Origin of the sequence: Algibacter lectus (assembly GCF_004368925.1) — a bacterium.
GTDB lineage: Bacteria > Bacteroidota > Bacteroidia > Flavobacteriales > Flavobacteriaceae > Algibacter > Algibacter lectus.
In genome coordinates this window covers 462,713-488,946 of the sequence record NZ_SORL01000008.1, presented here as the reverse complement: position 1 = coordinate 488,946, position 26,234 = coordinate 462,713, and the positions used below count along the sequence as shown (strand labels likewise).

Here is a 26,234-nt window from a genome sequence, read left to right as displayed (position 1 = left end):
TCTAGAACTTTAGCTTATGTTTTTTGTTTATTTTTGAATGATTAATTTAATGAATCATGAAAAAAATAGCGTTAACGTTTTTCTCATTAAGCTTGCTCGTTGCTTGTGGAAATGATAAAACAGAAAAAAAAGATATTGTTGTGAGTTACCCAAAAACAAAAACTGTAGATACTATTGATACTTATTTTGGTGTTGAAGTAAAAGATCCATACCGTTGGTTAGAAGATGATAGAAGTGCAGAAACCGAAGCGTGGGTAAAAGCCGAAAACGTAGCTACAAATACCTATTTAGATCAAATACCTTTTAGAGAGGCGTTAAAAAATCGTTTGTCTAAATTATGGAATTACGAGAAAGTAAGCGCTCCGTTTAATGAGGGCGATTACACGTATTTTTATAAAAATGATGGTTTACAAAACCAAAGTGTGCTTTATCGTTTTAAAAAAGGGGGCGATTCTAAAACGGCAACCGTATTTTTAGACCCAAATACGTTTAAGGAAGACGGAACGGTATCTTTAGGTGCAATAAGTTTTTCTAAAAACGGAAAAATTTTGGCTTATACTATTTCTGAAGGCGGCAGCGATTGGCGAAAAATTCTAATCATGGATGTTGAGTCTAAAGAGATTATTGAAGATGCGTTAATCGATGTGAAATTCACGCAGCTATCATGGTACAAAAACGAAGGTTTTTACTATTCTAGTTACGATAAACCAAATGGAAGTGAGCTTTCGGCTAAAACAGATCAGCATAAAGTGTACTATCATAAATTAGGAACAGTACAAAGCACAGACGAATTAATCTATGGAGGAACACCCGAAGAAAAACACCGTTATATCTACGCCAACGTTTCCGAAGATAATAAATACTTGTTTATATCTCCTCGTGTTTCAACCTCCGGAAACAAGCTTTTAATAAAAGATTTATCTGTGCCAAATAGTGAGTTTGTTTCCATTTTAGATCACACAGATAGCGATACAGGTGTTTTAGAAAACGAGGGAAGTAAACTTTATTTGGTAACCAATTTAAATGCGCCTAACAAAAAAATAGTAACGGTAGATGCTGCAAATCCAAAACCAGAACATTGGGTAGATTTTATTCCAGAAACCGAGCATGTGTTGTCTATTTCCAAAGGTGGTGGTTACTTTTATGCAACTTATATGGTCGATGCGATTTCTAAAGTAAAACAATACGATTATAGCGGTAAATTTATTAGAGATATAGAATTACCAGGTTTAGGAACAGCAAGTGGTTTTGGTGGTAAAAAAGAAGAAAAAACGAATTACTTTTCGTTTACAAATTATAACACACCGGTTACAACTTATGCTTTAAATGCCGATTCTGGCGTTGTGGAAGTGTATAGAAAATCTGCTATTACTTTTAATAGTGATGATTTTGAAAGTCATCAAGTATTTTACACATCTAAAGATGGAACAAAAATACCAATGATAATAACACATAAAAAAGGGCTAGAATTAAACGGCGAAAACCCAACTATTTTATATGGTTATGGTGGATTTAATGTAAGCTTAACACCGTCGTTTAGCACGCCTAATGCAGTTTGGATGGAGCAAGGTGGTATTTATGCCGTAGCTAACCTTCGTGGCGGTGGTGAGTATGGAAAGGCTTGGCACGATGCCGGAACACAGCAAAAGAAACAAAATGTATTTGATGATTTTATCGCTGCAGCGGAATATTTAAAGGCACAAAATTACACGAGCACAAAGTATTTAGCAATTCGAGGCGGATCTAACGGTGGTTTATTGGTTGGTGCAACCATGGCGCAGCGTCCAGATTTAGCACAGGTAGCTTTACCTGCTGTTGGTGTTTTAGATATGTTACGCTACCATACGTTTACTGCAGGAGCTGGTTGGGCTTACGATTATGGAACAGCTGAAGATAATAAAGCGATGTTTGAATACTTAAAAGGATATTCACCAGTTCATAATGTGAAACCTGGAGTAGAATATCCAGCAACTTTAGTAACTACCGGAGATCATGACGATCGCGTTGTGCCTGCGCATAGTTTTAAATTTGCAGCCGAATTACAAAGTAAGCAAACAGGGAGCAACCCAACTTTAATACGTATTGAAACCGATGCTGGCCATGGTGCAGGAACGCCAATAAGTAAAACTATTGAGCAATATGCCGATATTTATGGGTTTACCCTTTTTAATATGGGTTTTAATAAATTGCCTGTTGCAATTGAAGAATAAAGAAGTTTTAAATTTAGGTCTGGCAGGATTTAAAACTTGCTAGGCCTAAAAAATGTAACTACCACCAAACTAGAAAACACTTGTTTAATATACCGTTTGGTTGTTTTAACCAGAAAATTGGTGAAAATTGACGTTCTAAAATAGTATTAGAAATGGTGGTGAAATCTAGATGATTAAGCCAATCGACTTGGGTGTGTGGCGCTATAATCCAATCTATTTTCTTCGGAATATAAAATTTACATTCTGAAAACTGAGCGAGCTGTTCTTTTTTGATGTAAAAACCTGAAATACAGTCTTGATTTAAGGTTTTTAAAATAATTTTTTCACCTAAAGGAATAAATAAGTGCGCTTTAAAGTAAACTTGTTGATCAATTTCTGAAGCTTTTAAACCTAGGTTTTCTAAGTAAGGTTCGCAACTTTTAGAATAAAGTAAAGGTAATTGCTTTTCATTAAGTTTCTTTAGTTTTTCTATTAACGCATCTTTTCTGTTGGGGCCAATAAAACGATCAATTTCCGAAGCGCCTTCCGAGGCATCGTAAACATAAAACTTGTAAATAACTTCAAGATGAATTGGTTTCTCTTCCTTCAGTAATAAACAATCAATTTCGCCTAAAGTGATTTTGTTCTCTTGAATTTGAAGATTTTCTGAGAGTATTTTAATGGCTGGATTTTGGCTTAATTCGAAAGAAACTAAACGTTCTATATATTTTCCGACTCTAAGTTTGTCGTCAATATCTAAATCTATTTTATCAAATTTAGAGGATGTTTCAAATTGAGTCATGTTGAAAACCACATCCTTTTTCCATAAACTAGGTGTTTTCAGGAAGCCGTCGTATCTATTTTGTACGTCTTTGGTGTGTTTTGTCACAAACTCAAAATATTATAGACTTGCTGAAATGTTTAGCATTCAGCAAGTCTTTATGTGATTCTGGTATTTTAGTAACCAACCTTTTCTCTAACTCTGCTCAATACATCGTTAGCAACTAATTGCGCTTTTTTTGCGCCAATGGCTAAGGCGGCATCAATTTCGTCTAGGTTGTTCATATAGTAGCTGTAGCGTTCGCGTTCCGTTGCAAATTTTTCAACTATCAATTCAAATAAAGCTTGTTTTGCGTGTCCGTAACCATAATTACCGTTTTCGTAATTAGCTTTCATGGTTTCAATTTGAGCTTCTGTTGCTAGCAAACTGTATATAGCAAAGCAGTTACAAGTACTCCAGTCTTTAGGGTCTTCAAGCGCTGTACTATCGGTTTCGATAGACATTATTTGCTTGCGTAATTTTTTATCGGTTAAAAATAGATTGATAGTGTTATTAGCACTCTTACTCATTTTACCACCGTTGGTACCAGGAATAAGTTTAGTGTTTTCTTGTATTTTTCCTTCTGGTAACACAAAAGTTTCACCCATTTTAGCATGAAAACGCGATGCAACATCACGCGTCATTTCTATATGTTGTAATTGGTCTTTTCCAACCGGAATAATGTTAGCGTCGTACAATAAAATGTCGGCAGCCATAAGCATTGGGTAAGTAAAAAGCCCAGCATTAACATCGTCTAAACGGTCTGCCTTATCTTTAAAACTGTGAGCTAAAGTTAAGCGTTGGTATGGAAAAAAACAGCTTAAATACCAAGACAACTCCGTAGTTTGCGGGATATCACTTTGGCGGTAAAATACCGTTTTCTCAATATCTAAACCAAAGGCAAGCCAGGTTGCAGCAGTAGAATACGTGTTTTCGCGCAAAGTTTTTGCATCTTTAATTTGTGTTAAAGTGTGCAGGTTTGCGATAAACAAAAACGAATTGTTTTCAGGGTTTTCAGCCATTTCAATTGCTGGAATAATAGCTCCTAAAATGTTTCCTAAATGTGGTGTTCCTGTGCTTTGTATGCCTGTAAGTATTCTTGCCATGTGTGCGTTCCCTAAATTTGGGAATCTTGTTAAAATTAAACTCAATTTTTGATATGCTAGCAAAGGTAATTTTTTTAATAGAATTGCTCAATACAATTATGTATTTTTGAGACGATGAAAGTTTTTAAATACATTTTTTGGGTATTGTATCGCGTTTGGTTTTATATACTAGTAGGGTTACCTATAATTGTCTTATTTCCAATTCTATTAGTGTCTATCGCTAAAGAGGCTTGGTATCCACTGTTTTTTAGAATAGCTCGGGTTTGGGCTAAAATAATTTTGGTTGGTATGGGCTTTGCTTATAAAATAGACCGTGAGGAAACTCCAGATCGTTCTAAAAGCTACATGTTTGTTGCTAACCATACTTCAATGGTTGATATTATGCTAATGCTAGTTTCGGTTAAAAATCCGTTTGTTTTTGTTGGGAAAGCAGAGTTATCTAAAATTCCGTTATTTGGTTTTTTCTATAAACGCACCTGTATTTTGGTAGATAGAAGTTCTGCTAAAAGTAGACAAGCGGTGTTTTTAAGAGCGCAACGCCGATTAAAAACAGGCGTGAGTATTTGTATTTTTCCAGAAGGCGGTGTGCCGGAAGAGCATATTGATTTAGATGCCTTTAAAGATGGCGCTTTCAGGTTGGCAATAAACCATCAGATACCAGTTGTGCCAATAACTTTTGCTGATAATAAAAAACGATTTTCGTATACTTTTTTTAGCGGAGGTCCGGGAAGAATGCGTGTTAAGATGCATAAATTTATTTCAACCGAAGGTTTAACTATTAAAGAAACCCGAGAATTGAATGATGCGTCTCGCGAAATTATATTCAACCAACTACAAGCGTTTAAGAAATAAAAAAACGACCCTAAGTAGAGTCGTTTTTATTTAGTATTGATTTCCGAGCTTAAAGGAAATCAATAACTAGATTTAACCAAAAACCTAAAATTTAATAGCGAGTCCGGTGTATACGCCAACAAAAAATGGCTGAAAATCACCAGATGTATTATTGAATGTATTTATTTGATATTTAAGCATAGGCTCTAAATTCAAATCAATTTTTTTAGTGACTTGGTAGTTTAAACCTAAACCAAAGTTAGCACTGTAACTTACTTTGTTTATATTGTTTGCTTCGCCTAAAAAAGTACGGCCACCATCTTGAGCTTCTGAAAATACTTCGTTGTTATTTAAAAATAAAGAACTAAAACCACCTATAACATTAACGCCAAATTTATTGCTTAAAACAGCATATTGTAATTCTAGTGGCACTTCTATATAGCCTAAACTTTGATTAATAGATGTGTTTGAAGTTTTTAATAAACTATTTGTGTTTTTAGAACTTAAATTATCTGCGCTAATTAGCGATAATTGCTCGGTTGGAGCATTGCTAATGCTATTATTAGTATTGCTGTTGTTGCTTACATTTTGTAAAGTGCTAGTCGCAGAGCTTACACCAATAGATTGGTAGCTTACTACATTGTTTGTATTGTAACCAAGGTTTACACGGTTAATTCCCGAACGAACACGTAATCTTTTATTTACTGCATAACTAGCCGTAACACCATAACTCATGTTTACTTCGCCTGTTTTAGAGTTGCTGTTAAATTGAGGGTCTATAGATGAGCCTTTTCCGGTGGTATTGAAATAAACAGGAGCAGCGTTGGCAGCTAAGCTCCAACGGTCTGTTGGGGTGTCTGTATCAATTAGGTCCTCTGTTTTATCTAGAGCGTCTTCAATACTTAGGCTGGTATCTTTTGTATCATTAGAGGCAATAGCTTCGCTAGTTTCTACTGTTTTAATTTTCTCTGCTTTAGTCTTTTCTAGATTTGTGTTCTCTGTATTTGTTTTAGCAATAATTTTTTCTTCGGAAATTGAAATATTATTGTTTTTGGTTTCCGCGGAAGCGTTACTTTCTTTTGAGTTTTGTTGAGCTACAGTATTATAGTTCTTTTCATAAAACACATTTTCTTTTTTGTTTTTTACTGAAGAAGATGGCTTGCTTTTATTTGATTTTTTCGCTGATTGGGCAGAATTACTATTGGTTTGATTTGTATGGTCGGCGCTTGCAATTGTTGTTGCTGTTGCAGAGTTTTGATTATTACTGTTCGTGTTTTGATTGTTGTTTTTATTACTAATAGTGTGTTTCTCCGAATTGGTATTTACACTGTTTTCTTGAGTATTTTGTTCTGAAATGGCTGAATTTATAGTTGTTTCTGAATGAATTGCATCAGTAATAGATGCGTTTTCAATCTCGGAGGCTTGTTTTGCTTCTGTATTAACAACTTCATGTGTTTGGTTGCCTTCAGTTTCGTTGTAAAACGTATTAATACCTAGCGTTAGAAAAACTAACAAAAGTGCAGCAACACCTGCGTAACGCCACCAAATTGGTATTACTCGTCGTTTTTTCTTGTCTTGATTAAGCTCGGCTTCTATGTTTTTCCATACAGCATTGCTGGGAGTGGCTTCAAAATCTTTTAAGCCTTCCTGGAAAAGTCTGTCTATGTGTTTTTTATCACGCATTATAATGATTGCAAACTTGTTGCGGATTTATGTGTTTCGATAGTTTGTTTCAAAATTTGTCTAGCTCGGGCTAAATTAGATTTTGAAGTTCCTATTTTAATTTTTAGCATCTCTGCTATTTCTTTATGCGAATAATCGTCTAGTACATACAGGTTAAAAACGAGTCGGTACCTGTCTGGTAATTCTTGTATTATTTGAAGTAGGTAATCTATAGAAAGTTGGTCGTCATCTATATCAACTTCAACATCTTCAATGGCATCTTCGTTAATAATATCAAAAACTTTTTCGTTACGGTAGCGTTGCATTACGGTATTAATGGTAATACGTTTTAGCCAGCCTTCAAAAGAGCCTTTGTTTTTAAATTGATCTATTTTTTTAAATATGGTTAAAAATGCGTCTTGCAGATTATCTTCTGCTTCAGCATAGTTTCTAGAATACTTTAGGCACACAGCGAAAAGTTTACTCGAAAAGAGTTTGTACAGTTCGCCCTGTGCCTTAGTATTGTTAGTTTTACAATTTTCTATGAGTTGATTTAAACTCAAAATTATACACGTGTTAATTAGTTATTTTTACTCTACAACAGGCACTTCAATTGTTAAATATTGGTGTTCGCCATCGGCATCTTCACCTTGCCAAAATTTAAAAATATACGATCCGTTACCGGTTACAATAAAGTTAAAAGTGTTTTCAACCAATTCGTTTTCTAGTGGTTCACAATTGTTATCTTCAAATACATAATTAATTGGGGCAACGGTACGTTCGTTATTGTTTTTAAGATAGTAAAATTCTCTAAAAGAGTGACAATTAGATGGTCTTAGGTACGAAACCGTAATCGGGTAGGTTTCACCAAGAGTAAATTCATCTGGAATATCGACACTTTCTACAGGTAAAATCTCAAAACTATAATCTAAGCCGTCATCATCAACACTACACGAAGCTAAAATTAGAGTTAAACAAATTACAAGCAATTTTTTCATTTCAATACTTTTTTTAGTTAAAATATGCGTTTTGTTTTATAGATGCTATTTTTGCTAAATGGTTGCGTAGATAATTGATTTTAGTTTAGTAAGCCTAACGTTTAGAGCAAAAAAAATCCCGAAAGTATCGGGATTTTATATATTTAAAAGAAAACAATGTTTAGTTAAGGTTTTCTTTAATAGCTGCTTTTATTTTTTGTTCTAATTCATCAAAAAGTTCTGGGTTGTCTTTAATGATTGCTTTTACAGCATCACGACCTTGCCCAAGTTTAGTATCTTCGTAACTAAACCAAGAACCACTTTTCTTTACAATTTCGTACTCTACAGCAACATCAAGAATTTCACCAACCTTACTTACACCTTCTCCGTACATAATATCGAATTCGGCCATTTTAAATGGTGGAGCTACTTTGTTTTTTACAACTTTTACTCTGGTTTTGTTACCTAAAACATCACCATTACTGTTTTTAATTTGGGTAGAACGACGAATATCTAAACGTACAGATGCGTAGAATTTTAATGCGTTACCACCAGTTGTTGTTTCTGGGTTACCGAACATAACACCAATTTTTTCACGTAATTGGTTAATAAATATTACAGTACAGTTTGTTTTGCTAATAGACCCTGTAAGTTTACGTAAAGCCTGAGACATTAAACGTGCGTGTAAGCCCATTTTAGAATCTCCCATTTCGCCTTCAATTTCACTTTTTGGCGTTAATGCAGCAACTGAATCGATAACAACAATATCGATAGCGCCAGAACGAATTAAATTATCGGCAATTTCTAAAGCTTGCTCACCATTATCTGGTTGAGAAATAATTAGGTTATCTATATCTACACCAAGGTTTGCAGCGTAAAAACGATCGAAAGCATGCTCTGCATCAATAAAAGCTGCAATTCCACCAGCTTTTTGAGCTTCGGCAATAGCGTGTAAAGTTAATGTGGTTTTACCCGATGATTCTGGTCCGTATATTTCAATAACACGTCCACGTGGATATCCACCAACGCCTAATGCGATATCTAAACCTAAAGAACCTGAAGGAATAGCTTCAACATCTTGAATAGCGGCATCGCTCATTTTCATTACCGTACCTTTTCCGTAGGCTTTATCTAGTTTATCTAAAGTAAGTTTTAGGGCTTTTAATTTCGCTTCTTTTTCGCTGCTCATTATATATTTTTTTTCTGAAGATTTGTCTGCTAAAATACTACATCTTTTGGGAGAACACAATAATAGTTTTCAACATAATTTTGATTGTAATAGGGTTGATTTATTGGTTTTTGGAAGAAAATGAAACTATTTACGCAACCTTTTAGTTTGTTTTGCATCTATTAAATGAAAAAGGGAAAATTGTTTGCTGTGAAATTTAACAAATGAGCACTTGATAACGACTAGCTCAAACTATTTTAATAGCACTTAGATATTTATTATTTAGGTGCTTTTTTTATGCGGTTTATTGGTTGTAGGAAAATTTGATGTTGTAAGTGAGTTAGGGGTTTTAAAAAAAGCATATATTTATAAAGTTAAATAAGTATATGGATGGGATTTATATAGAAAAAGTAAGCTTATCCCTCCTTTTTAATTTATTATAGACGAATTATTAATCCATATAATTAAGTTGCCAGTAATATGAGAAAACCGAAATCAAATGAAAATATTGAACTATAAGACAATCTTTCTGATTTTTGTTTCATCAATTGCTTTTTCCCAAAATGCCGAAAAAAAGATGAGTGATAAAGTACCAAATAGTGTTGAAATTGTTGACAGCCATTTAGACCATTTTTTTGATGAAGATGCAGATATTGTTGTATTTGACGAAATAGAATCTGAAATTATTCACAGGGACATTTTTTTTATCAAAGCTACAGAAGATAGACCTTATCACATTTTATTGAGTTGTGGAATGAGTGCTTTACCAATGAAAGTTCCTGAAGACATAGAATCATCCGAATTTGCTGAAGTAATGATATTATTACCAAAAGAATGGAATTTAAACTATGAGTCTTTTAGCGACGAACGTAATTATTGGCCAATTAGAATAATGAAGGAATTAATGATGTTACCACATCCAAATAAAACTTGGTTAGGTTTTGGACATACTTTTGGACACGAAGATGATGACGAGCTTGCAGAGGGAATTGGATTTAATTCAGTAATGTTAGCTAGTTCAATGGAATTATCAGCTGACTTTACTGAAATCGAGCTTGAAAACGATAAAGCAATTGACATTTATACTTTAATTCCTCTTTACAAAGAAGAACTTGAATTTAAAAAGCAAAATAGTGCTAGTGATTTACTTGAGAGATTTGACAAATACGGAATAGAGGAAATTGTAAAAGTTGGAAGAAAAAATGTTTGTGAAAAATAAAATACTACTGGCAACACAGTATATAATTTATTGCTGGCTTCTTGCCTACTTGCGAAAGTCCTCGCTGACTTCCTTGGTCGGTAATTATTTACTAAATTATTTGCTTGAAACACGCAACAAACCATATACAACAACGTTGCCAAACATATGAAAATCGAGACTCATAATATATTTCATCTATTAATTTTTGCTTTATTCTATAACTTGACTATTGCGCAAAACGATATTTATTTTTTAATAAATAAAAATGATTCTCTAATAAAACTGCAAATTTCAAATGAACCAAAAACTTATGCTGGTTATAGAATATTGTATGATGAGAGAGTTAAAACAAGAAGAAATAATACGCCGATTCAAAAAACATCAAATGGAGAAGTTAAAGTTTGGGTAGAAGATTCTAAATATGACTACTTTGTATATGATAATCCTTTTGTTTCTTTCAGTTTCATAAAAGAATATGATAAATTAGTTAACAAAGAAGAACTTAATAAGTTAAAAATAATTACTGACCGAAAGGATTTTTTGAAAATTGGAGAAAAAGGAGGGTTTGACGAATTAGGAAATAATTATTTTTTTCTTGAAAAACGAGAAAAAAACAAGTATTTAATTAGAAAAGTTTATACAGTTATATATGAATAAGTTGCTATTATGAATAAAAATACGTTTGGCAACAAAGTACTGTGCTAAAAAATAGGTGAAACTCACTAAATTACTCCAACAGTTATTATCGTAAATCAGCCTTGACTTGTAATAGCAATCGCTGGTTTTTCATTCTTTTTTCAGTAAAGGCTTTTCTTTTTTGGATAGGTAACGTTTATGGTGAGTTAATTTGTTTATAACTATCAAACCTCGGCAAACACTCGCGCTAGGGATTGAACGGTATGTTTGAAATCCTTTTTGTTTTTCCTTTAAAAACAAAAAGATTGAGTAGTGAAAGCCCGACCCTTTTCGGGTAGCGCTCAAAATGTTTTTATTCTAAGTGTGAGTTCTTTTGAAAATATTATCTTTGTTGCTTAACAATATTTCTTAACCTTAAAAACTTAGTATAGCATGCAACTGTACAACAAATTAAGCGCCGAAGAAAGAGCTGAATTAATTGACAACGCAGGAAAAAGTCGATTAACACTTTCTTTTTATCAGTATGCCAAAATTGGCAATCCACAAATTTTTAGAGATCATTTGTTTTTAACTTGGGACCCGATGGAGGTTTTAGGTAGAATTTACGTGGCCCACGAGGGTATTAACGGACAATTATCTTTGCCAGCCGATCGATTTAACGAATTTAAAGCGCATTTAGATACCATAGATTTTTTAAAAGATATTCGATTAAATGTTGCTGTAGAGCAGGATAATAAATCGTTTTTGAAGTTGAAAGTAAAAGTGCGTAACAAAATTGTTGCCGATGGTTTAAACGATGATACCTTTGATGTGCGTAACAAAGGTGTGCATGTAGATGCTGGGAAATTTAATGAATTAATTGAAGATGAAAACACCGTTTTGGTGGATATGCGAAACCATTATGAGAGTGAAATTGGGCATTTTAAAAATGCTGTAACTCCAGATGTGGATACGTTTAGAGAGTCTTTAGATATTATTGAAGACGATTTAAAAGCGCATAAAGAAGATAAAAATTTAGTGATGTATTGCACTGGTGGAATTCGTTGTGAAAAGGCGAGTGCGTATTTTAAACATAAAGGGTTTAAAAATGTTTTTCAGTTGGAAGGTGGTATTATTGAATACACGCGCCAAGTGAAGGAACAGCAATTAGAAAATAAGTTTTTAGGTCAGAATTTTGTTTTTGATGAGCGTCGTGCCGAGCGTATTAGTGACGATGTTATTGCAAATTGTCACCAATGTGGAACGCCCTTTGATGTACACACCAACTGTGCTAACGAGGCTTGCCATTTATTATTTATACAGTGCGATAATTGTAAAACAGAAATGGATAATTGCTGCTCTACAAACTGTAAAGAGATACATGCTTTACCTTACGAGGAGCAAAAAGAGCTTCGTAAAGGACAAGGTAATAGTAACGATATTTTTAAGAAGGGCCGTGCCGATCACTTACCTTACAAAAAGGATTTGCGTAATATTTTTGATGTTTTGAAAACACAGAAAGAAGCTTGATTTTTTACTATAAATTAATATTGAAATGCCACGGGGAAACCTTGTGGCATTTTTAGTTTATAATAAGGGTGTAGTTAATGTCTTGGAGCGATAAAAGGCTGATGTCTTTTCGGTTTTCGAGATTAAACAGCGATTGTAATTCTTTTATTTCTTCACGATTAAACATAAGGACTAAATTGGGTTGCATAGATGGTATTGGTATTTTACGCTGCACTTTGGCGCAGGCGTATTTATGCTCCCAATAATCTATTTCTATATTGATTATATAGTCTTTAAATTGTTTAAACTCGCTTTGTTGAAACTCTAGGTATATATTGTTGAATTCTAAATGAAACACATGGCATTCACTACAAAAAGAGAGTTCGCCACTGGGGACTTTAGATAAAACTTTTACACTATCTCTACACATAATTAATAATTTTTAGTAGCAGTCTGTTTTTATTTGATTGTTGTCTTGAAAGGCACTTAACGGTAGGTTTAACTCGGCTGAGGTAATATCGTTAAGGGTTGTTAAAACACCGTTTTGCATGGCAACCGAGCCGCAGATCATGATAACACCACCAGATTTTAAAACCCGAGTTATAATTTCTGTTTTTTCCATAATTAAGTTTTGCACATACTTCTTTTGGCTTTCTTCTCTAGAAAAACTCACGAAGAAACCAGAAAGACTTTTGCTATAAAACGCACGATCTATTAAATCTGAATACATTCTTAATGACTCTTTTGAGCGACCACCCCAAAACAAGTATTTTTTGGCTTGCTTGGTAGTATCGTTAATCATGCCTAAAAAAGGTGCAATGCCGGTTCCGTTGGCAATCATGACTACTTCTTTTGCTTTTTTAGGGAAATGAAAATCGGTATTCGTTTTTATCGTGGCTGTCGTCATGTCGTTAATATTTAGGTGGTTAAAATAATTGGAGCATAAACCAAACTCATGTTTTTTTATACTTAAAAGTATATTGTTGTCTAGCTTAGCAATAGAATACAAGCGCTCTACCGGATCATTCTCTGGGTGAACAGAAAGTAAATCTCCCGATTGAAATGTTACTTTTTTACTTGGTTTTAAATGAAGTAAAAAGGTTTGGTCTTGGTTGAGATTTGTGCGGTTAACTAATTGAAATGTTTTTTGGTTTTTGGTGTTTATTCTATTTTTTGGAGCTTCTAGATTTAGGGTTAAACCGTTATGTTCACTCCATTTTTTTGCCCACAGAGAAAAATCGGAAAACGATTGATTGTTTATTTTATGAAGTGCCGTATTAGGAATAAAGTTTTTATGAAACTGTAGCGTGGCATCTACCACTACGGCGTATTTGCAATAATCTGGATAAGCCATTGACCCAAAGCCAACCACAGAATATTGTAGACTGTTTTTTTGCTGAGTATTGCTAATTAGCTTCTCGAAATTTTTGGAGTTTGTTGGTGCTTCGCCTTCGCCATAAGTCGATGTGAAAATAATAAGCTGTTTGGCTTTTTTGTAAGTTGTGTATTTGTTTAATTCAGTAATAAAAACCGTTTTTCCTGCTGCTAAAAGCGCATTGTAAAAGGCGTTTGAGAGCGCAAATGTGTTTCCGGTTTCTGAGCCGACTAGAATAATGAATTCCGATTGGTCTTTTTTGTGTTTATTTTTTGGCACGGTACTCTTTTTTGTACGTCGAATAGACATAGCGAAACCAGAATAAATAAAGAATAAAATAGCTGCAGAAGTAAATAATAAAACAAGAGACCAAATTATGCTACCTTGCCCAGTATGCAAGACAAAACTTAGGTTTGAAGCTTGTGTTACTAAAGGTTTTTGTTGCGTGCTAATGGCAACTCCTGAGAATTGATTTATAAGTATTTCTTCATCTTTTAATTTTAAGGTGAAATAGTCTTCAATGTCATCAGAAAAAGGGAATTCTAGATGTTCAACATCTTCTAATGGAGTATTTTTAAAAAGCTGAAAGTCTGCAACATTAATTTTTGAGGTTTCAGTAAAAGATTCATCTAAAAATTGATGGGAAATTTTATCGGAAGGTAATAACGAAAACTTTTCTAAAGACAAGTAAACACCAGTAATAGTTACAATAACTATTGGGATAAGCGTGTAACGACCAATAATGATATGATAATATTGATCGAATTCTTCTTTTACAACTTTAGAGAAAAATTTTGATAAACCACCCTGACGCTTTCCTATTAAAATAACGCCTGTTATAGCCATTAAAAGGAGTAAAAACGAGACTATACCAATAATAGCACGGCCTGTCGATTTTAAAAATAAGGACCGGTGTAGATTGGTTGCAAATTTAAAAATAGGCGCTTTTTCAATAAGTTCTCCTATTTTTTTTCCTGTAAAAGGATTTATATAAAAGGTTTCATTGTTTCCTTCTTTTGTTATTACAGAGGCACTTACAAAATCGTTTTTATCAATATCTATATTTATAATTTCTGAGTATTCGCTTTGTAAAACCTGAATAGTTTTAGCTAAAGACAAGGTCTCTGCTTTGTGCACAGCATAAGGTTCTAGCTTATTCGAAATAGGTTCGAATGCTAAAATAATGCCAGTTATAGAGGCTAGTAGAATAAATAGAGAAGAAGATATAGCCAAAATAAAGTGGCTATATCTCCAAATAGAAATGGTCATTTAATGCAATATTTGTTAAATATTAAGGCGTGTTGCCCCGAGAGATTTATTGCGGTATCATACGTACATAGCGTATGTAACCATTTCCCTCATGTTTTAATTTTACGTTTTCTGAAGTTAAAAGAAACTCAACATCTTTGGTGTGGTATTCTTTGTCTTCCACGGCAGTTTCAAAACGGATGCTGTATCCAGCGTCTATTTTATCGTTTTCAATTTCAACTACACTTATAGCACGTTCTCCTCCACCAATAGTAGCGCCTGTAATGGCATCTATAGATGGTCTTGTTTTACCGTAAAAACGCCACCATTCAGAAATATCATGGTACCATTCATCATCATCACCTTGTACGTAAAGTGTTTTTTCATAGTCACCTTCTGGATTAATTAAGGAAATTACAACATAAGCACCTTCTCCAGAATAATTAATCATTTGCACCATACATTTAAAAGCGTTTGGTTTTGGTGTAAATGCTAAAGTTGTTAGTATCGCTAAAGCAAGTATGCTTAGGTATGCGTATGGTTTTATTTTTGTTTTCATTGGGTATTATTTTAAGAAGTTAATATCGATGGCATTTGCTTTTAGTATCTCGTTTTCTTGAGCTAAATCGAAAACAGATTCCTCAAATTCTGTTAGAGCCTTTTTATCGGCACCTTGTTCAATGAGGTATTTTAAAATTGAAGCATCTTTCGCTTTCATGGCTGCAATATGAAGTACTGAAAGGCCATCTTTATTGGTAGTGTTGATGTCGATTTTTATTGGTTCTAAAAACTTTAATAAATCTAAATCTAGTTTCTCTATAGCGATTTGGTATAAGGTGTTATTACCAGCTTGCGTAGCGGTAAAATCTACTTGATTTGCTTTTAATAGTTTTGCCTTTTCGTCAAAACCAGCTTTTTGTCTTTTGCTGTACGTGTTTACTAAATAGTAAGCTAAATTGTTGCCGTCCTTATCTACAATTTTAGCATCGGCCTTGTTAGCTAATAAATAAGATACAACTTCTGGCTTATTACGTTCTACTGCAAGCGTTAGAGCGGATTGTCCTTTTTTGTTCAATAAATTAATATCTTTATTAAGCGGCTCTAAATATTTTACAACCTCTAAACTATTAGATTGCGCCGCTTTTATAAATGGCGTATTTCCGTTTTCATCTTGCTTATTAACATCAACTCCTTTTTTTATGAAGTAATCTAAAATCTTGATGTCTTTAGTGTTTGCAGCAACGTTATGTAATGGGTTTGTACCGTTTTTAGTAGTAACATTGGCTTCAATACCTAAGCTTTCTAGATAGTTGTAAACCTCAATACCGTTAGAATGCCCACGACCACCTTGGCTAGCAAAAATAAAAGCATTTCCACCATTTTTATTGATGGTATTGTATTCAATACCTTTAGCGACAAGCTTTTTCAGCATATCGATATTTCCTGATTTTGCCGTGTAATTAAACACACCATTTCCGTAATTATCTTTACTTTTTAAATCGATGCCTTTAGATTCAAAATAGTTGACAAGTTCAAAATCTGATAATTTAGGAACTAGAAGTAAAAGTGCGTTAGCACCATCTTTACTTGTTTCAGTAAGTACGTTAGCTCCGTGAGCTATAAGCGCATCATATATTTTGGTGTTTGTTTGTCCCGCAGCAGCTGCAAAAATTAATGGAGAACTTCCTTTATCATCAATAATATCAGTTTTCGCACCATTTTTTAAAAGGTAATTTACGAGCTCTAAATTTCCGGAGTAAGCTGCCCAAAACAAGTATGTTCTGCCATCGTGCGTGAGTTTGTTAACACCATTTTCTTCAAAACTTAATAAGTATTTTGTGATGTTAAAATCGGCTTTAGCAAAGATAGAACTTGTTACAGCATCAAAACCAAAAGCGGTTAATTCCGAAGGACTATTACCTTCCTTAATGGTTTGTTTTACTTTTTCTAAACTGGGTTTGTTTACCCAGAATTTTTTGTCGCGTAATGAGTTTGTGTCCTGCGCAAAGACATTGAAAGTACACGCTAAGATTAATGCAATTTTTATTAATTGTTTCATATTTATTATTTTACAAAAGATTCTATTACTGGATTAATTTTTTCTGAAGTGCTGTAGTTTTCGTCATCAAACAAAAACTTGTAAAGTGGCTTGTTGTCTACTTTTTCCTCTAAACTTAGGTTGGTGTTTCTGTTATAAACGGCGTCCCATTTGTTACGAACAAGTGCCCATTTATCTTGATTTTCTGTCCACCAATCGGCAGCAGCTTTACATTTGCTATCGGCTACTTTCACGTAAGTGTTATACCCTTTTTCTTTAGCTAAAATCACATCAGCTTTGCCTGCTTCACGAATTACTTTACTGTTATCTTGATCGTGTACCCAACCAGTGCGTGTAATTTCGTGACGGTTGCCACGTGTGGTTACATTGTAATCGCTACGTTTTGTGTATTCTCGTCTTGGTAGTGGCGCATCGGTAGTATTTTCCCAGTAATTTTTACCGTCTACATGCACCCAAGTTCCTGAACCTTCGTAACGCGGACTGTCATCTACCTGATATACTTTTTGCGTCCATTGCCCTTTTACTTCAGCTTTTGGTTTTGTTATAAAATTCCAAGTATTATCGCCATTAAACATGTAGAACTCTGTGTTTTCAAAAAGCCAATCTTGTCTCCAATGCTTTACAATGTATGGGTTGTTTGCCGGCCCAACTTGTAATAAATGCTGAATAGAAATTTTGTTTTTATCATCTTCAACAAGTTGCGCCCACTCTAAACCCTTATCAACTTTGGTTTGCGATGGTTTGTATAGCGAGTCTTCGCTGTAGTTAAAAGTCTCGGCAAAATTAAAGGTAACTTCAAAACAACCGCACATGTTTTTAATGGCAGCGGCATCTTGTTTTTTCTTGTTTTGGGCCTTTACTGTTGTTGTAGTTGTAAAGCATATTAAAATTAATAGCGCTAATGGTTTCATTTTTAAGCTGTTTTTTTCTTGGGTTAGTGATTGATGTAAAATAAATTAAAATTTATTGTTCTTATTTAGACTGAATTAAAATAACGTTTATATTTGCAGCAAATTTATATAGAATGAATCTAAATAAAAACATTATTTTAATCTTTTTTTTAATTACTTTTTCTAGCATCGCATTTTCTCAAGCAGAACAAGAAGCAGATATAGAAGTAAATAATTTAGAGGAATTTGTAATTACTGGACAATACAATCCGCAGTCTATCCGAAAATCGGTTAACAGTGTTATCGTTATAAATCGCGAACAAATTGAAAATCAGGCTGCGAATAATTTGGCCGATTTACTAAATTACAACCTAAACTTAACCGTTATTCCTAATGCGCAAAGCGGAAAATCTACCATTTCGTTTTTTGGTTTAGATGCGCAGTATTTCAATGTTTTGATTGATAATATTCCGTTAGTAAGCGATAATGGTTTGGGAAATAATATCGATTTAACTCAAATAAATCTCGATGATATTGCCCGTATTGAAATTGTTGAAGGCGCCATGGGTGTGGAGTACGGAGCCAATGCTGTTTCGGGTGTTATTAACATTATCACAAAAACATCCATAGATAATGCATGGCGTATTCAGGCCATTTTACAAGAAGAAACAGTAAGCGATGAGTATGCTTGGTTTGATGAAGGCAGGCATATTCAAGGTTTAAATATTTCGCATAATATTAATGAAAATTGGTTTGGCCGTGTTGGTGTAAACCGAAATCAGTTTGCGGGATTTTATAATGCACAATTAGGTGAAAACCATTATCAAAATGATGGTTTACGCGGGTATGATTGGTTACCTAAAACACAAATAAACTCTAATGTGTTTTTAAATTATAAGAAGAAATCCTTCAGCTTATCTTATAAATCGGAGTATTTTAATGAAGTAATTAATTATTACGATGCCGCTGTTCGTGCCAATATTGATACAGAAACACAAACTAGTAATCCGTCGGCAACCGATAAAATTTTCACCACGAATAGATTTTTAAATAATTTAAACCTTAACGGACATTTTACATCCGGAGCAAATTATGGACTGTCGCTTTCTTACCAACAGCAAGCACGCGATTTAAACGAGTTTAATTATTACATACTTACCCAAGACAGAACAAACGAAAGCGATGAAACCTATCAGTCTAGTCATGTGTTTTTTGCAAAAGGATTGGTTAGTAATTTGGTGAAAAGTGATGTATTTAACTTTCAACTGGGGTTTGAAAGCCGCTTAATGAAGGGCTTTGATACCGAAGCTTCGGGAGATGTTACTCAGTTAGATAAGGAACAAAAGCAAAATAATACCGCTGTTTTTGGGTCTTCGGAATTTAGCTTAAGTGAAAAATTCTCAATTCGATCAGGAATTCGATATGAGTACAATTCGCTATTTCATTCCAAATTAATAAGTTCTTTTAGCACGCGCTATTTAATGAAACATGGTTTTGAATTGCGGGGGAATATTGGCACATCGTACCGTACGCCAAGCTTTAGTGAGTTGTATTACTATTTTGTAGATTCTAATCACGATGTACAAGGCAATGAAAATTTAAATCCTGAAAATGGGGTTTCGGCAGCTATAAACCTTAAAAAACGAAGTTGGATAAATGATGTTTCGCTTATAAATACATTTAAAATTACCTATCTCGATGTTAACGATAAAATAGATTTAGCCGTTGTAAATACTTCGCCTTTGCAGTATCAGTATATCAATATTGATGCTTATAAATTATGGGGAATAACTTCGGAAAATAAAATAAAAACCAATAATTGGTCTTTCAATTTAGGCGCTACGCTTCAGGGGGTTTCCCGAATTGCAAATAATGAAGTGAATTCCAATAATGATTTTCTGTATTCGTATCAAATAAATACAAGCGCGAATTACTTCATTAAACAATGGAATACAGGTGTAACGCTGCTTTTAAAACACAACGGCGAACAGAAAGACTATGTGGGTTCGGGAACCGATGACGATGGAAATTCCGTATTCGAAAAAGCAACAACCAATGCTTACTCGTGGTTAGATGCATCTATTAAAAAGTCTTTTTTCAATAATAAAATTCAAGCTACTCTAGGAGGTCGAAACTTGCTCGATGTAACCGATGTAAGAGTTAGCGGTTCTTCTAGTGGCGCTGTTCATGCTGGTACTAACAGTTCGTTATTACTGGGTTATGGACGATCTTATTATTTAAAACTTTTATACAATCTTAATTTTTAACCAATAAATACTTTTAATATGAATAACAAATTTTCAACTTTAATTTTATGCATTTCTGCACTTGTTTTTTCGAGTTGTAGTAGTGACGATACACCTAGCGAACCCATAAAAATAGTAATTGAAGGAGCTGCGGTATCTCCAGAAGTTGGTGGACCAAACGAGCAAAATCAAGTTTATATCGATTTAAGTTCTAATACAACAACAGCTATCCAAAGAGATTCTTGGGATTTAGGTTTCTATTCCGGATCTGAATTTCGAGTTGCTATAAATGGGTCGATTTATATGGCTGTAGCTGAATTAGCCGAAACCGACATTGATGCTGTAAGTTCAACGTCTACCGAAGTACAAGATTTACAACCTTTAGTGGCTGTTGGGACATACCAAGCTGAAAACATTATATATGTAGATTCTCCAGAAGGTGCAATTACAAATACTGCCATTTCAGAAATATCTACTACCGATACAGATAACAAAGTGTATTTAGTAAACTTAGGAAACGCCGTAGGTACAGAAACTTCTGCTACAGGTAGTGTTTCTATTTCCGGAGATTCTAGAGGATGGAAAAAAATACGTGTTTTAAAAAGTGGAGACGATTATGTTTTACAATATGCAGATTTAGATGCCGCAACTCATGAAGAAGTAACTATTTCTAAAGATTCTAATTACAACTTTACATTCTTTAGTTTTAATACAGAAACAATAGTAAGTGTAGAGCCAGAAAAAACAAATTGGGATTTAAATTTTACCGTTTTTACTAATGAAATAGAAGGTTATGGATCTTATGGGTATTCGGATTTTGTTGTAAATAATGTAAAAGCAAATGCTCAAGTTTATATGGTAGATACAGACGTAGATGCTCTTACTTATGCCGATTTTACTTTAGCAAACGTTAATAGCGCAAATTTTAATAGCGACCAACGCGGTATTGGTAGTAGCTGGAGAAATGGTGGTGGCCCAGGATCTCTACCTTCTTTAAAAGACAATGTGTTTTATGTGGTAAACGATACCGATGGAAACCTATATAAATTACAATTTTTAGCATTAACCAACGCTGATGGCGAGCGCGGTTACCCTGAGTTTGTTTATAGCCTGTTGCAATAGCAACTGTATTAGTACCAGTTATTTTAAGTTAGTCAAAAAAAAGCCACTCGTAAATGAGTGGCTTTTAATGTTAGTTTATGTTTTAACTAGCCATCATGCTCCCGCAAATCCCTAAGCTTACAATACAATAAACGGCGGCTAAAATAAAAAGAATCTTAGCAGCTTTTTTATGTTTTTTAAACACGATAAAGCCAATAATAGCCAGAAAAATTGCTGGCCCAAACATAATGGCTAGAATAAGGTATATTAAACCATCTAAATTTCCTACTTCTAAAAACATCATAATATTTCTTTTCTAAGTTCTTCTAATCTGGCCTTTTTATCATCACGATAAAATAAGTTCATGGTTTCAAAAGGTATAATTTTATTGTCTTTATCCACAATATGCACACAGGATTTTTTTATGGCACGCACATCAAAATTATAAGCATCAATAAATTGCATTATAATAACTCTAAACAAATTATCGTAACCCAAATTTGGCGCATCAATATTAGGTAAACAGCACATAATTGATTTTAAGTTTTCTTCGGCAACTTCAACAGAGTTTCCTGTGCTAAAGAGCTCAATCATTTTACCTTGCAGCTGTGCATCTTGCTCGTAAATAATAGTGTTTTTACTATTATCTAGCAAGTCGTTCGGGTTTATATATCGCGTTAACGGAAAAACTTCTTCACCCAATTTTAAAGCATAACCCATCACCAAAGCATCCGGATTACAAGGTACAGGCAATAAATCGTCAGGATTAAAAATATCGGTTTGTTCCATTATTTTCCGTCTCACTTCCGTTAAAGTCATTCTATCTGTTTCCGGATTAAAATTCTCCAATCGACCAGCAATTTGTGTTGGTTGCAACGTTACACCGCGAATACATTTTTGCTTTAAAGCATACTCTATAATTTTTCCAATTTCATGGTCGTTCAATCCTTTTTGTAACGTAACAACCAATGTGGTCGATAGGTTTACAGCGTTTAAATTAGCAATAGCCTGCGCTCTAATATGGTTTAAATCTGCGCCACGTAATTCCTGCAAAACGCTATTCTCAAAAGAGTCGAACTGTAAATAAATCTCAAAATCGGGTGCATAGGTTTTTAATCGTTCCGCGAAAGCGATATCCTTAGCAATTTTTATACCATTAGTATTCAGCATTAAATGCCTAATTGGTAACGATTTTGCATAATCCATAATCTCCCAAAACTGCGGATGTATAGTCGGTTCACCACCCGAAATTTGCACCACATCAGGCTCTTTTTCATTCCTAACAATAGTGTCTAACATCGCCTTAACCTCGTCTAAAGTACGGTGTCTGCCGTAAGTAGGCGATGATCCTGCATAGCAGGTTGGGCACGTTAAATTACAGCGGTCCGTAACCTCCACAACCGTTAAGCAACTGTGCTGCTCATGGTCTGGGCACAACCCACAATCGTACGGGCAACCATAATCGGTTTTGGTGTTAAAAACATAAGGCGTTTCACTAGGTTTATTGTAATTCCGTATGTTTTTGTAATACTCAATATCGTCGGCAATTAACACTTTAGAATTTCCGTGTTCCTTGCATCGTTTTAGCATGTAAACATTACCGTTTTCGAATACAATTTTAGCGTCCACACGCTTTAAACATTCCGGGCATAAGCTTAAAGTAAAATCGTAATAAGTATATTTTCTAACAGGCATTTTCTTTGTTTTATAATAAATATTTGGGCGTTACCCGAAAAGGGTCGGGCTTTTCTCTGCAAGTCCTCGCACTTCCTTCGTCAGGCTGTGGGCTTTACGTTGCAATCCCTAACGCACTTTTTTGCCAACTTTTAGGCTAAAAATAGTGGTTCTGTAATACAGCAAACAAATTAAACATAATATTTGAATTGAGCTTAAACCAAAAACATAAAACACATTAGGTTTTAAGAATTCAATAAAAAACCTAAAGGCGAAATACAGAATCATAAACCATTTAAAAAGCATTCCGTTTTCTAGAGTTGCAGATGTTTTAAGCTTTTGTAAACCTATAAAAAGTAATATTAAAAACACCAATTCGTAAAGCGATGTTGGGTGTCTTAAAACGCCATCGCCTAAATCCATCCCAAATATCGAAGAGGTTTCATAACCATAGGTAAACTCGTTAATTCCGGAAAGAAAACAACCAATTCGGCCAATAAAAATGCCTAAAATTATAGGAAACACAAACAAATCGCCAGAACGTTGCGTTTCTCCAACTATTTTTTTAGCAAGTTCTACACCAAGTAATCCACCAAATAAACCGCCCATTATGGTTTTGGCGTTTAGCAATTCTACCAGGTTTTCTCTTGAGAATTCCACCAAGGGGTTTTCTAAAAAACCAACCAAGCGGGAGCCAATAAGTGCACCCAAAGCAGCACCAAGAATTATAGATAAGCGGTTGGTGGTAGAAATAGCATCGGTACTATTGCGCCGTAAAAACAGGTAATATCGAAAACCAATAAAGAATGCTAAGTATTCTAAAACTAAGTGAACATTAATAGTGTAGCCGAAAATTTCGGGTGTAAATGGAATTTGCAAAGGGTGATTTTTTTATAAATATAGCCGATTTTTTCATTCTAGGTTTTCATAATTCAGTTTCTAACTGTTTATGTTGGTTCAGTAATTAAACCTTTAGTGCCTTTTTAAGTCTTATTTCTTTAAAGGTTAAAGAGTTAATTCGAGGGAAAAGCCTTATATTAATTTTTTAAAACTAAACTAAGCCACACCAACTAACATGAAAAAAATATTAATCTGTTTTTTCACAGTAATCCTAACAATTTCATCTTTATTTTCTCAAGAAGAAAAAACTATTCCAGATATTGAAAAAATTTATGTTCATACTGATCGAAATACATATGTAGCTGGAGAATCTCTTTGGTATAAGGCATATATGGTTTACGCTTACAATAATGTTTTATACAACCATAGCAATATTTTGTATGTAGAATTAATTTCGTCCGATTCTAAAATAATGCTTCGAAACACCACCAAATTGATAGGCGGTTTAGGGCATGGCGATTTTAAGTTAACTGATGCTGCAGGAGTAAAACCTGGTAAATATCAAATACGAGCGTATACCAATTGGACTCGTAATTTTGGAAAAGATTTTGTTTTCAAAAAAGATATAGAAGTTCTAGATGTTTTTAATGAGGTTACAGAAACGAGTAGTGAGCCAACAGCTGCAAATTCAGAAACAAATAATATCGATTCTACAGCAAGCGAAAAAGAAACTTTAAAAGTTCAGTTTTTTCCGGAAGGCGGATCGCTTATTCAAGATGTACCAAGTGTTGTCGCTTTTAAAGCGGTAGATGCTTACGGAAACCCTATAAAAGTGCAAGGTAAAGTGTATGATTCTAACAACGAACTTGTAACTTTTTTTATGAGTATTCACGACGGCATGGGCGTGTTTCAATTACAACCCGAGTTGGGTAAAACCTATTATGCTAAAATTACAGCTACCAACCATCCTGATATAGAAGTGCCGCTTCCTGCAGCAGATTCAAAAGGGATTTTGTTAAGTTATAGTGACATCAAGGGTAGAAGTATTATCACCATAAAAACAAACGAAGCTACGCGTTTAGCACATGCCGAGAAGCCAATTATGTTGCGTTATAAATCTAGAGGACTTTTATATTTTGAGGAAAAATTAGAGTTATCGAGCACTAAATTATTATTAGAATTGCCTCAAGCCGAACTTCCGGAAGGCATAAGTCAAATTACGTTATTCGATGGTGATTTAAAACCACAAAGTGAACGTTTGGTTTATGTAGAAAAAAGTAAAAATGTAAAAGTTGGTTTAACTACGGATAAAACATCTTATAAAACACAGGAGAAAGTTACGCTTAATATAACATCTACAGATAATTCTGGCGTGGCAGTTCCTGCAAGTTACTCACTAGCGGTAACCGATTTAAATGGCTCAAAAGATTTAAATAATAACGAAAGTAATATCAGTTCTTATTTTTTAATGGAATCTGATATTAAAGGTAAAGTGCATAACGCGGGTTATTATTTCGATACTAATAATCCTGCTAGACTACAGCATTTAGATGTGTTACTATTAACCCAAGGCTGGCGCGATTTTTTATGGAAACAAGAGCGAAAAGTTGTTGATAATCCAGATTTTAAAGTAGAAAAAGGAATTAATATTTCAGGGCACGTTAAACATCTTTTCTTACCAAAACCAATTGTTGGGAATACCATTTCTTTAACGTTGTTTAATAAAAGTATAGGGAGCTTAAATGAGATTACAGATTCATTAGGTATGTTTAATTTTGATAATTTAGATATTACAGGGAAAGCGCGAATTATATTAACCACTAAAAATAAAAGAGGAAAGAAAAACGGCATGTTTGTTTTAGACTCTATCTTTAAATCTCCAATGTATGTTGGTGCTATGCCTAAAGTTCCTAGCGTTAAATTTTCTCCAGAAATAAAGAGTGTAAAACAAAATATTTATAAAAAATATATTGAGTTTAACGTGATGCCCGAGAATGTTTTAAATGAAATTGAAGTCACCGGAAAAAAACAAGTAGTGGGAGAAGACATTAATATACACAGCAAAATGGCTAATGGATATGTTGTAGACGACAGTACTCCAAAATTTGCAAGTGTTTTTGAATTGTTAGAATACGCCATTCCAACGCTCGAAGTTGGTAATCGCGAAAGCATAAAGTTTACTAGAAACCCAGGAGCCGCATTAATACTAATAGATCAAAACCGCTTACTAGATCCACAACAAGAGGGATCGGATATGATTATTGCAATGTTAACGGATATTCAACCGGAAGATGTTTTAAAAATAGAATATGATAATAGCTCCGTTTCTACAATGATTTATGGAAACCAAGGAGCAAATGGTTCTATTAAGATTTATACAACAAACAATTCGAATTCTAATTTTGGTAACAGTAACCCTAAAGAAGCCTTACAAACCATAAATAAACAGATAAAGGGGTATGATGAAGGTCGTGTGTTTTATTCACCAAATTTGGAGATTATAGCCGATAGTAAAGATAAGAACGCGTCTATCCGTAACACCTTGTATTGGAATCCGTATGTGCATCCAGATAAAACTGGCGTTTTAGAACTTCATTATTACAATACTCAAGTTGAAACCGAAGTAAAATTAAGTTTAGAAGGTATTACGGCAAATGGTATTCCTGTTGTGGTAAAAACAATGTATTCTATTGAAAAATAGGTTGTTTTATGGAGATGATCGA

At 34.0% G+C, this 26,234-nt stretch carries 22 protein-coding genes; 8 read left to right on the top strand and 14 right to left on the bottom strand.

Annotated elements, in window-relative coordinates; all coding sequences use genetic code 11:
• Positions 1–56: 56 nt before the first annotated feature.
• Positions 57–2,210, top strand: a complete 2,154-nt coding sequence (locus DFQ06_RS10520; protein ID WP_133967616.1) for a prolyl oligopeptidase family serine peptidase — start codon at positions 57–59, stop codon at positions 2,208–2,210.
• Between the two features lie 58 nt (positions 2,211–2,268).
• Here the strand turns inward: DFQ06_RS10520 and DFQ06_RS10515 are convergent, their stop codons facing one another.
• The gene (locus DFQ06_RS10515; protein ID WP_133967614.1) at positions 2,269–3,078 is read right to left on the bottom strand and encodes a DUF1853 family protein; all 810 of its coding nucleotides are present in this window, start codon (positions 3,076–3,078) and stop codon (positions 2,269–2,271) included.
• Positions 3,079–3,146: 68 nt separating this feature from the next.
• A complete protein-coding gene (trpS, locus tag DFQ06_RS10510) occupies positions 3,147–4,115 on the bottom strand; it encodes a tryptophan--tRNA ligase (RefSeq protein WP_042502698.1) in 969 nt (322 codons plus the stop codon).
• Positions 4,116–4,229: 114 nt separating this feature from the next.
• On the opposite strand from trpS, the gene DFQ06_RS10505 reads away from it, so the two are divergent.
• A complete protein-coding gene (locus DFQ06_RS10505) occupies positions 4,230–4,967 on the top strand; it encodes a lysophospholipid acyltransferase family protein (protein WP_074936637.1) in 738 nt (245 codons plus the stop codon).
• An 84-nt stretch (positions 4,968–5,051) separates the two neighbouring features.
• Here DFQ06_RS10505 and DFQ06_RS10500 read toward each other — a convergent pair whose 3' ends face one another.
• The 4 genes from DFQ06_RS10500 to recA all read right to left on the bottom strand — a co-directional run bounded on the left by DFQ06_RS10500 (position 5,052) and on the right by recA (position 8,774).
• Complete coding sequence (locus DFQ06_RS10500; protein ID WP_133967612.1) at positions 5,052–6,629, bottom strand: hypothetical protein; 1,578 nt, start codon at positions 6,627–6,629, stop codon at positions 5,052–5,054.
• Positions 6,629–7,171, bottom strand: coding sequence for an RNA polymerase sigma factor (locus DFQ06_RS10495; RefSeq protein ID WP_042496197.1), 543 nt, complete (start codon positions 7,169–7,171; stop codon positions 6,629–6,631). Before DFQ06_RS10495 ends, DFQ06_RS10500 begins: the two co-directional genes overlap by 1 nt.
• Before the next feature lie 27 nt (positions 7,172–7,198).
• Entirely contained in the window at positions 7,199–7,606 is a 408-nt protein-coding gene (locus DFQ06_RS10490; RefSeq protein WP_042502314.1) for a hypothetical protein, read from the bottom strand.
• 160 nt (positions 7,607–7,766) lie between these two features.
• Positions 7,767–8,774, bottom strand: coding sequence for a recombinase RecA (gene recA / locus DFQ06_RS10485; RefSeq protein WP_042502316.1), 1,008 nt, complete (start codon positions 8,772–8,774; stop codon positions 7,767–7,769).
• 478 nt (positions 8,775–9,252) lie between these two features.
• Here recA and DFQ06_RS10480 point away from each other — a divergent pair, with 478 nt between their 5' ends.
• The 3 genes from DFQ06_RS10480 (at position 9,253) to trhO (ending at position 12,099) form a co-directional block, all read left to right on the top strand.
• Positions 9,253–9,972, top strand: a complete 720-nt coding sequence (locus DFQ06_RS10480; protein WP_081959026.1) for a suppressor of fused domain protein — start codon at positions 9,253–9,255, stop codon at positions 9,970–9,972.
• A gap of 147 nt (positions 9,973–10,119) precedes the next feature.
• On the top strand, positions 10,120–10,611 hold the full coding sequence (locus tag DFQ06_RS10475) for a hypothetical protein (protein ID WP_133967610.1): 492 nt from the start codon (positions 10,120–10,122) through the stop codon (positions 10,609–10,611).
• Positions 10,612–11,022: 411 nt separating this feature from the next.
• The gene (gene trhO, locus DFQ06_RS10470; RefSeq protein WP_042502320.1) at positions 11,023–12,099 is read left to right on the top strand and encodes an oxygen-dependent tRNA uridine(34) hydroxylase TrhO; all 1,077 of its coding nucleotides are present in this window, start codon (positions 11,023–11,025) and stop codon (positions 12,097–12,099) included.
• A gap of 52 nt (positions 12,100–12,151) precedes the next feature.
• Here the strand turns inward: trhO and DFQ06_RS10465 are convergent, their stop codons facing one another.
• The 5 genes from DFQ06_RS10465 to DFQ06_RS10445 are packed head-to-tail and all read right to left on the bottom strand — an operon-like array spanning position 12,152 to position 17,671.
• Complete coding sequence (locus DFQ06_RS10465) at positions 12,152–12,508, bottom strand: DUF6686 family protein (protein WP_133967608.1); 357 nt, start codon at positions 12,506–12,508, stop codon at positions 12,152–12,154.
• A gap of 12 nt (positions 12,509–12,520) precedes the next feature.
• Positions 12,521–14,722: a PepSY domain-containing protein gene (locus tag DFQ06_RS10460; protein WP_174564431.1), complete on the bottom strand. Its 2,202-nt coding sequence runs from the start codon at positions 14,720–14,722 to the stop codon at positions 12,521–12,523.
• Positions 14,723–14,768: 46 nt separating this feature from the next.
• Complete coding sequence (locus DFQ06_RS10455; protein WP_133967606.1) at positions 14,769–15,260, bottom strand: DUF2271 domain-containing protein; 492 nt, start codon at positions 15,258–15,260, stop codon at positions 14,769–14,771.
• 6 nt (positions 15,261–15,266) lie between these two features.
• Positions 15,267–16,760: an ankyrin repeat domain-containing protein gene (locus DFQ06_RS10450; protein WP_133967604.1), complete on the bottom strand. Its 1,494-nt coding sequence runs from the start codon at positions 16,758–16,760 to the stop codon at positions 15,267–15,269.
• A gap of 5 nt (positions 16,761–16,765) precedes the next feature.
• A complete protein-coding gene (locus DFQ06_RS10445) occupies positions 16,766–17,671 on the bottom strand; it encodes a DUF6607 family protein (RefSeq protein ID WP_133967602.1) in 906 nt (301 codons plus the stop codon).
• A 113-nt stretch (positions 17,672–17,784) separates the two neighbouring features.
• Between DFQ06_RS10445 and DFQ06_RS10440 the strand changes: the two genes are divergently transcribed.
• On the top strand, positions 17,785–19,917 hold the full coding sequence (locus DFQ06_RS10440; protein ID WP_133967600.1) for a TonB-dependent receptor plug domain-containing protein: 2,133 nt from the start codon (positions 17,785–17,787) through the stop codon (positions 19,915–19,917).
• Positions 19,918–19,935: 18 nt separating this feature from the next.
• The gene (locus tag DFQ06_RS10435; protein ID WP_133967598.1) at positions 19,936–21,018 is read left to right on the top strand and encodes an HmuY family protein; all 1,083 of its coding nucleotides are present in this window, start codon (positions 19,936–19,938) and stop codon (positions 21,016–21,018) included.
• Positions 21,019–21,100: 82 nt separating this feature from the next.
• Here the strand turns inward: DFQ06_RS10435 and DFQ06_RS10430 are convergent, their stop codons facing one another.
• The 3 genes from DFQ06_RS10430 to DFQ06_RS10420 all read right to left on the bottom strand — a co-directional run bounded on the left by DFQ06_RS10430 (position 21,101) and on the right by DFQ06_RS10420 (position 23,550).
• Positions 21,101–21,301, bottom strand: a complete 201-nt coding sequence (locus DFQ06_RS10430) for a hypothetical protein (RefSeq protein WP_042496165.1) — start codon at positions 21,299–21,301, stop codon at positions 21,101–21,103.
• Positions 21,298–22,692 carry a radical SAM protein gene (locus tag DFQ06_RS10425; RefSeq protein ID WP_133967596.1) on the bottom strand — a complete coding sequence of 465 codons (1,395 nt, stop codon included), beginning with the start codon at positions 22,690–22,692 and terminating at the stop codon, positions 21,298–21,300. The genes DFQ06_RS10430 and DFQ06_RS10425 overlap by 4 nt, the downstream gene beginning before the upstream one ends.
• Positions 22,693–22,800: 108 nt before the next feature.
• Positions 22,801–23,550 (bottom strand): prolipoprotein diacylglyceryl transferase, encoded by a 750-nt coding sequence (locus DFQ06_RS10420; RefSeq protein WP_074936661.1) that lies wholly within the window; start codon positions 23,548–23,550, stop codon positions 22,801–22,803.
• A 196-nt stretch (positions 23,551–23,746) separates the two neighbouring features.
• Here DFQ06_RS10420 and DFQ06_RS10415 point away from each other — a divergent pair, with 196 nt between their 5' ends.
• Positions 23,747–26,212, top strand: coding sequence for a hypothetical protein (locus DFQ06_RS10415; RefSeq protein WP_133967594.1), 2,466 nt, complete (start codon positions 23,747–23,749; stop codon positions 26,210–26,212).
• The last annotated feature ends 22 nt before the right edge of the window (positions 26,213–26,234 follow it).

What these genes read in the sequence shown, in the direction of transcription:
- DFQ06_RS10520 (WP_133967616.1), top strand. Translation starts at nt 57, where the DNA reads ATGAAAAAAATAGCGTTAACGTTTTTCTCATTAAGCTTGCTCGTTGCT.
- trpS (WP_042502698.1), bottom strand. Translation starts at nt 4,115, where the DNA reads ATGGCAAGAATACTTACAGGCATACAAAGCACAGGAACACCACATTTA.
- DFQ06_RS10505 (WP_074936637.1), top strand. Translation starts at nt 4,230, where the DNA reads ATGAAAGTTTTTAAATACATTTTTTGGGTATTGTATCGCGTTTGGTTT.
- DFQ06_RS10500 (WP_133967612.1), bottom strand. Translation starts at nt 6,629, where the DNA reads ATGCGTGATAAAAAACACATAGACAGACTTTTCCAGGAAGGCTTAAAA.
- DFQ06_RS10490 (WP_042502314.1), bottom strand. Translation starts at nt 7,606, where the DNA reads ATGAAAAAATTGCTTGTAATTTGTTTAACTCTAATTTTAGCTTCGTGT.
- recA (WP_042502316.1), bottom strand. Translation starts at nt 8,774, where the DNA reads ATGAGCAGCGAAAAAGAAGCGAAATTAAAAGCCCTAAAACTTACTTTA.
- DFQ06_RS10480 (WP_081959026.1), top strand. Translation starts at nt 9,253, where the DNA reads ATGAAAATATTGAACTATAAGACAATCTTTCTGATTTTTGTTTCATCA.
- DFQ06_RS10475 (WP_133967610.1), top strand. Translation starts at nt 10,120, where the DNA reads ATGAAAATCGAGACTCATAATATATTTCATCTATTAATTTTTGCTTTA.
- trhO (WP_042502320.1), top strand. Translation starts at nt 11,023, where the DNA reads ATGCAACTGTACAACAAATTAAGCGCCGAAGAAAGAGCTGAATTAATT.
- DFQ06_RS10465 (WP_133967608.1), bottom strand. Translation starts at nt 12,508, where the DNA reads ATGTGTAGAGATAGTGTAAAAGTTTTATCTAAAGTCCCCAGTGGCGAA.
- DFQ06_RS10460 (WP_174564431.1), bottom strand. Translation starts at nt 14,722, where the DNA reads ATGACCATTTCTATTTGGAGATATAGCCACTTTATTTTGGCTATATCT.
- DFQ06_RS10455 (WP_133967606.1), bottom strand. Translation starts at nt 15,260, where the DNA reads ATGAAAACAAAAATAAAACCATACGCATACCTAAGCATACTTGCTTTA.
- DFQ06_RS10450 (WP_133967604.1), bottom strand. Translation starts at nt 16,760, where the DNA reads ATGAAACAATTAATAAAAATTGCATTAATCTTAGCGTGTACTTTCAAT.
- DFQ06_RS10445 (WP_133967602.1), bottom strand. Translation starts at nt 17,671, where the DNA reads ATGAAACCATTAGCGCTATTAATTTTAATATGCTTTACAACTACAACA.
- DFQ06_RS10440 (WP_133967600.1), top strand. Translation starts at nt 17,785, where the DNA reads ATGAATCTAAATAAAAACATTATTTTAATCTTTTTTTTAATTACTTTT.
- DFQ06_RS10435 (WP_133967598.1), top strand. Translation starts at nt 19,936, where the DNA reads ATGAATAACAAATTTTCAACTTTAATTTTATGCATTTCTGCACTTGTT.
- DFQ06_RS10430 (WP_042496165.1), bottom strand. Translation starts at nt 21,301, where the DNA reads ATGATGTTTTTAGAAGTAGGAAATTTAGATGGTTTAATATACCTTATT.
- DFQ06_RS10425 (WP_133967596.1), bottom strand. Translation starts at nt 22,692, where the DNA reads ATGCCTGTTAGAAAATATACTTATTACGATTTTACTTTAAGCTTATGC.
- DFQ06_RS10415 (WP_133967594.1), top strand. Translation starts at nt 23,747, where the DNA reads ATGAAAAAAATATTAATCTGTTTTTTCACAGTAATCCTAACAATTTCA.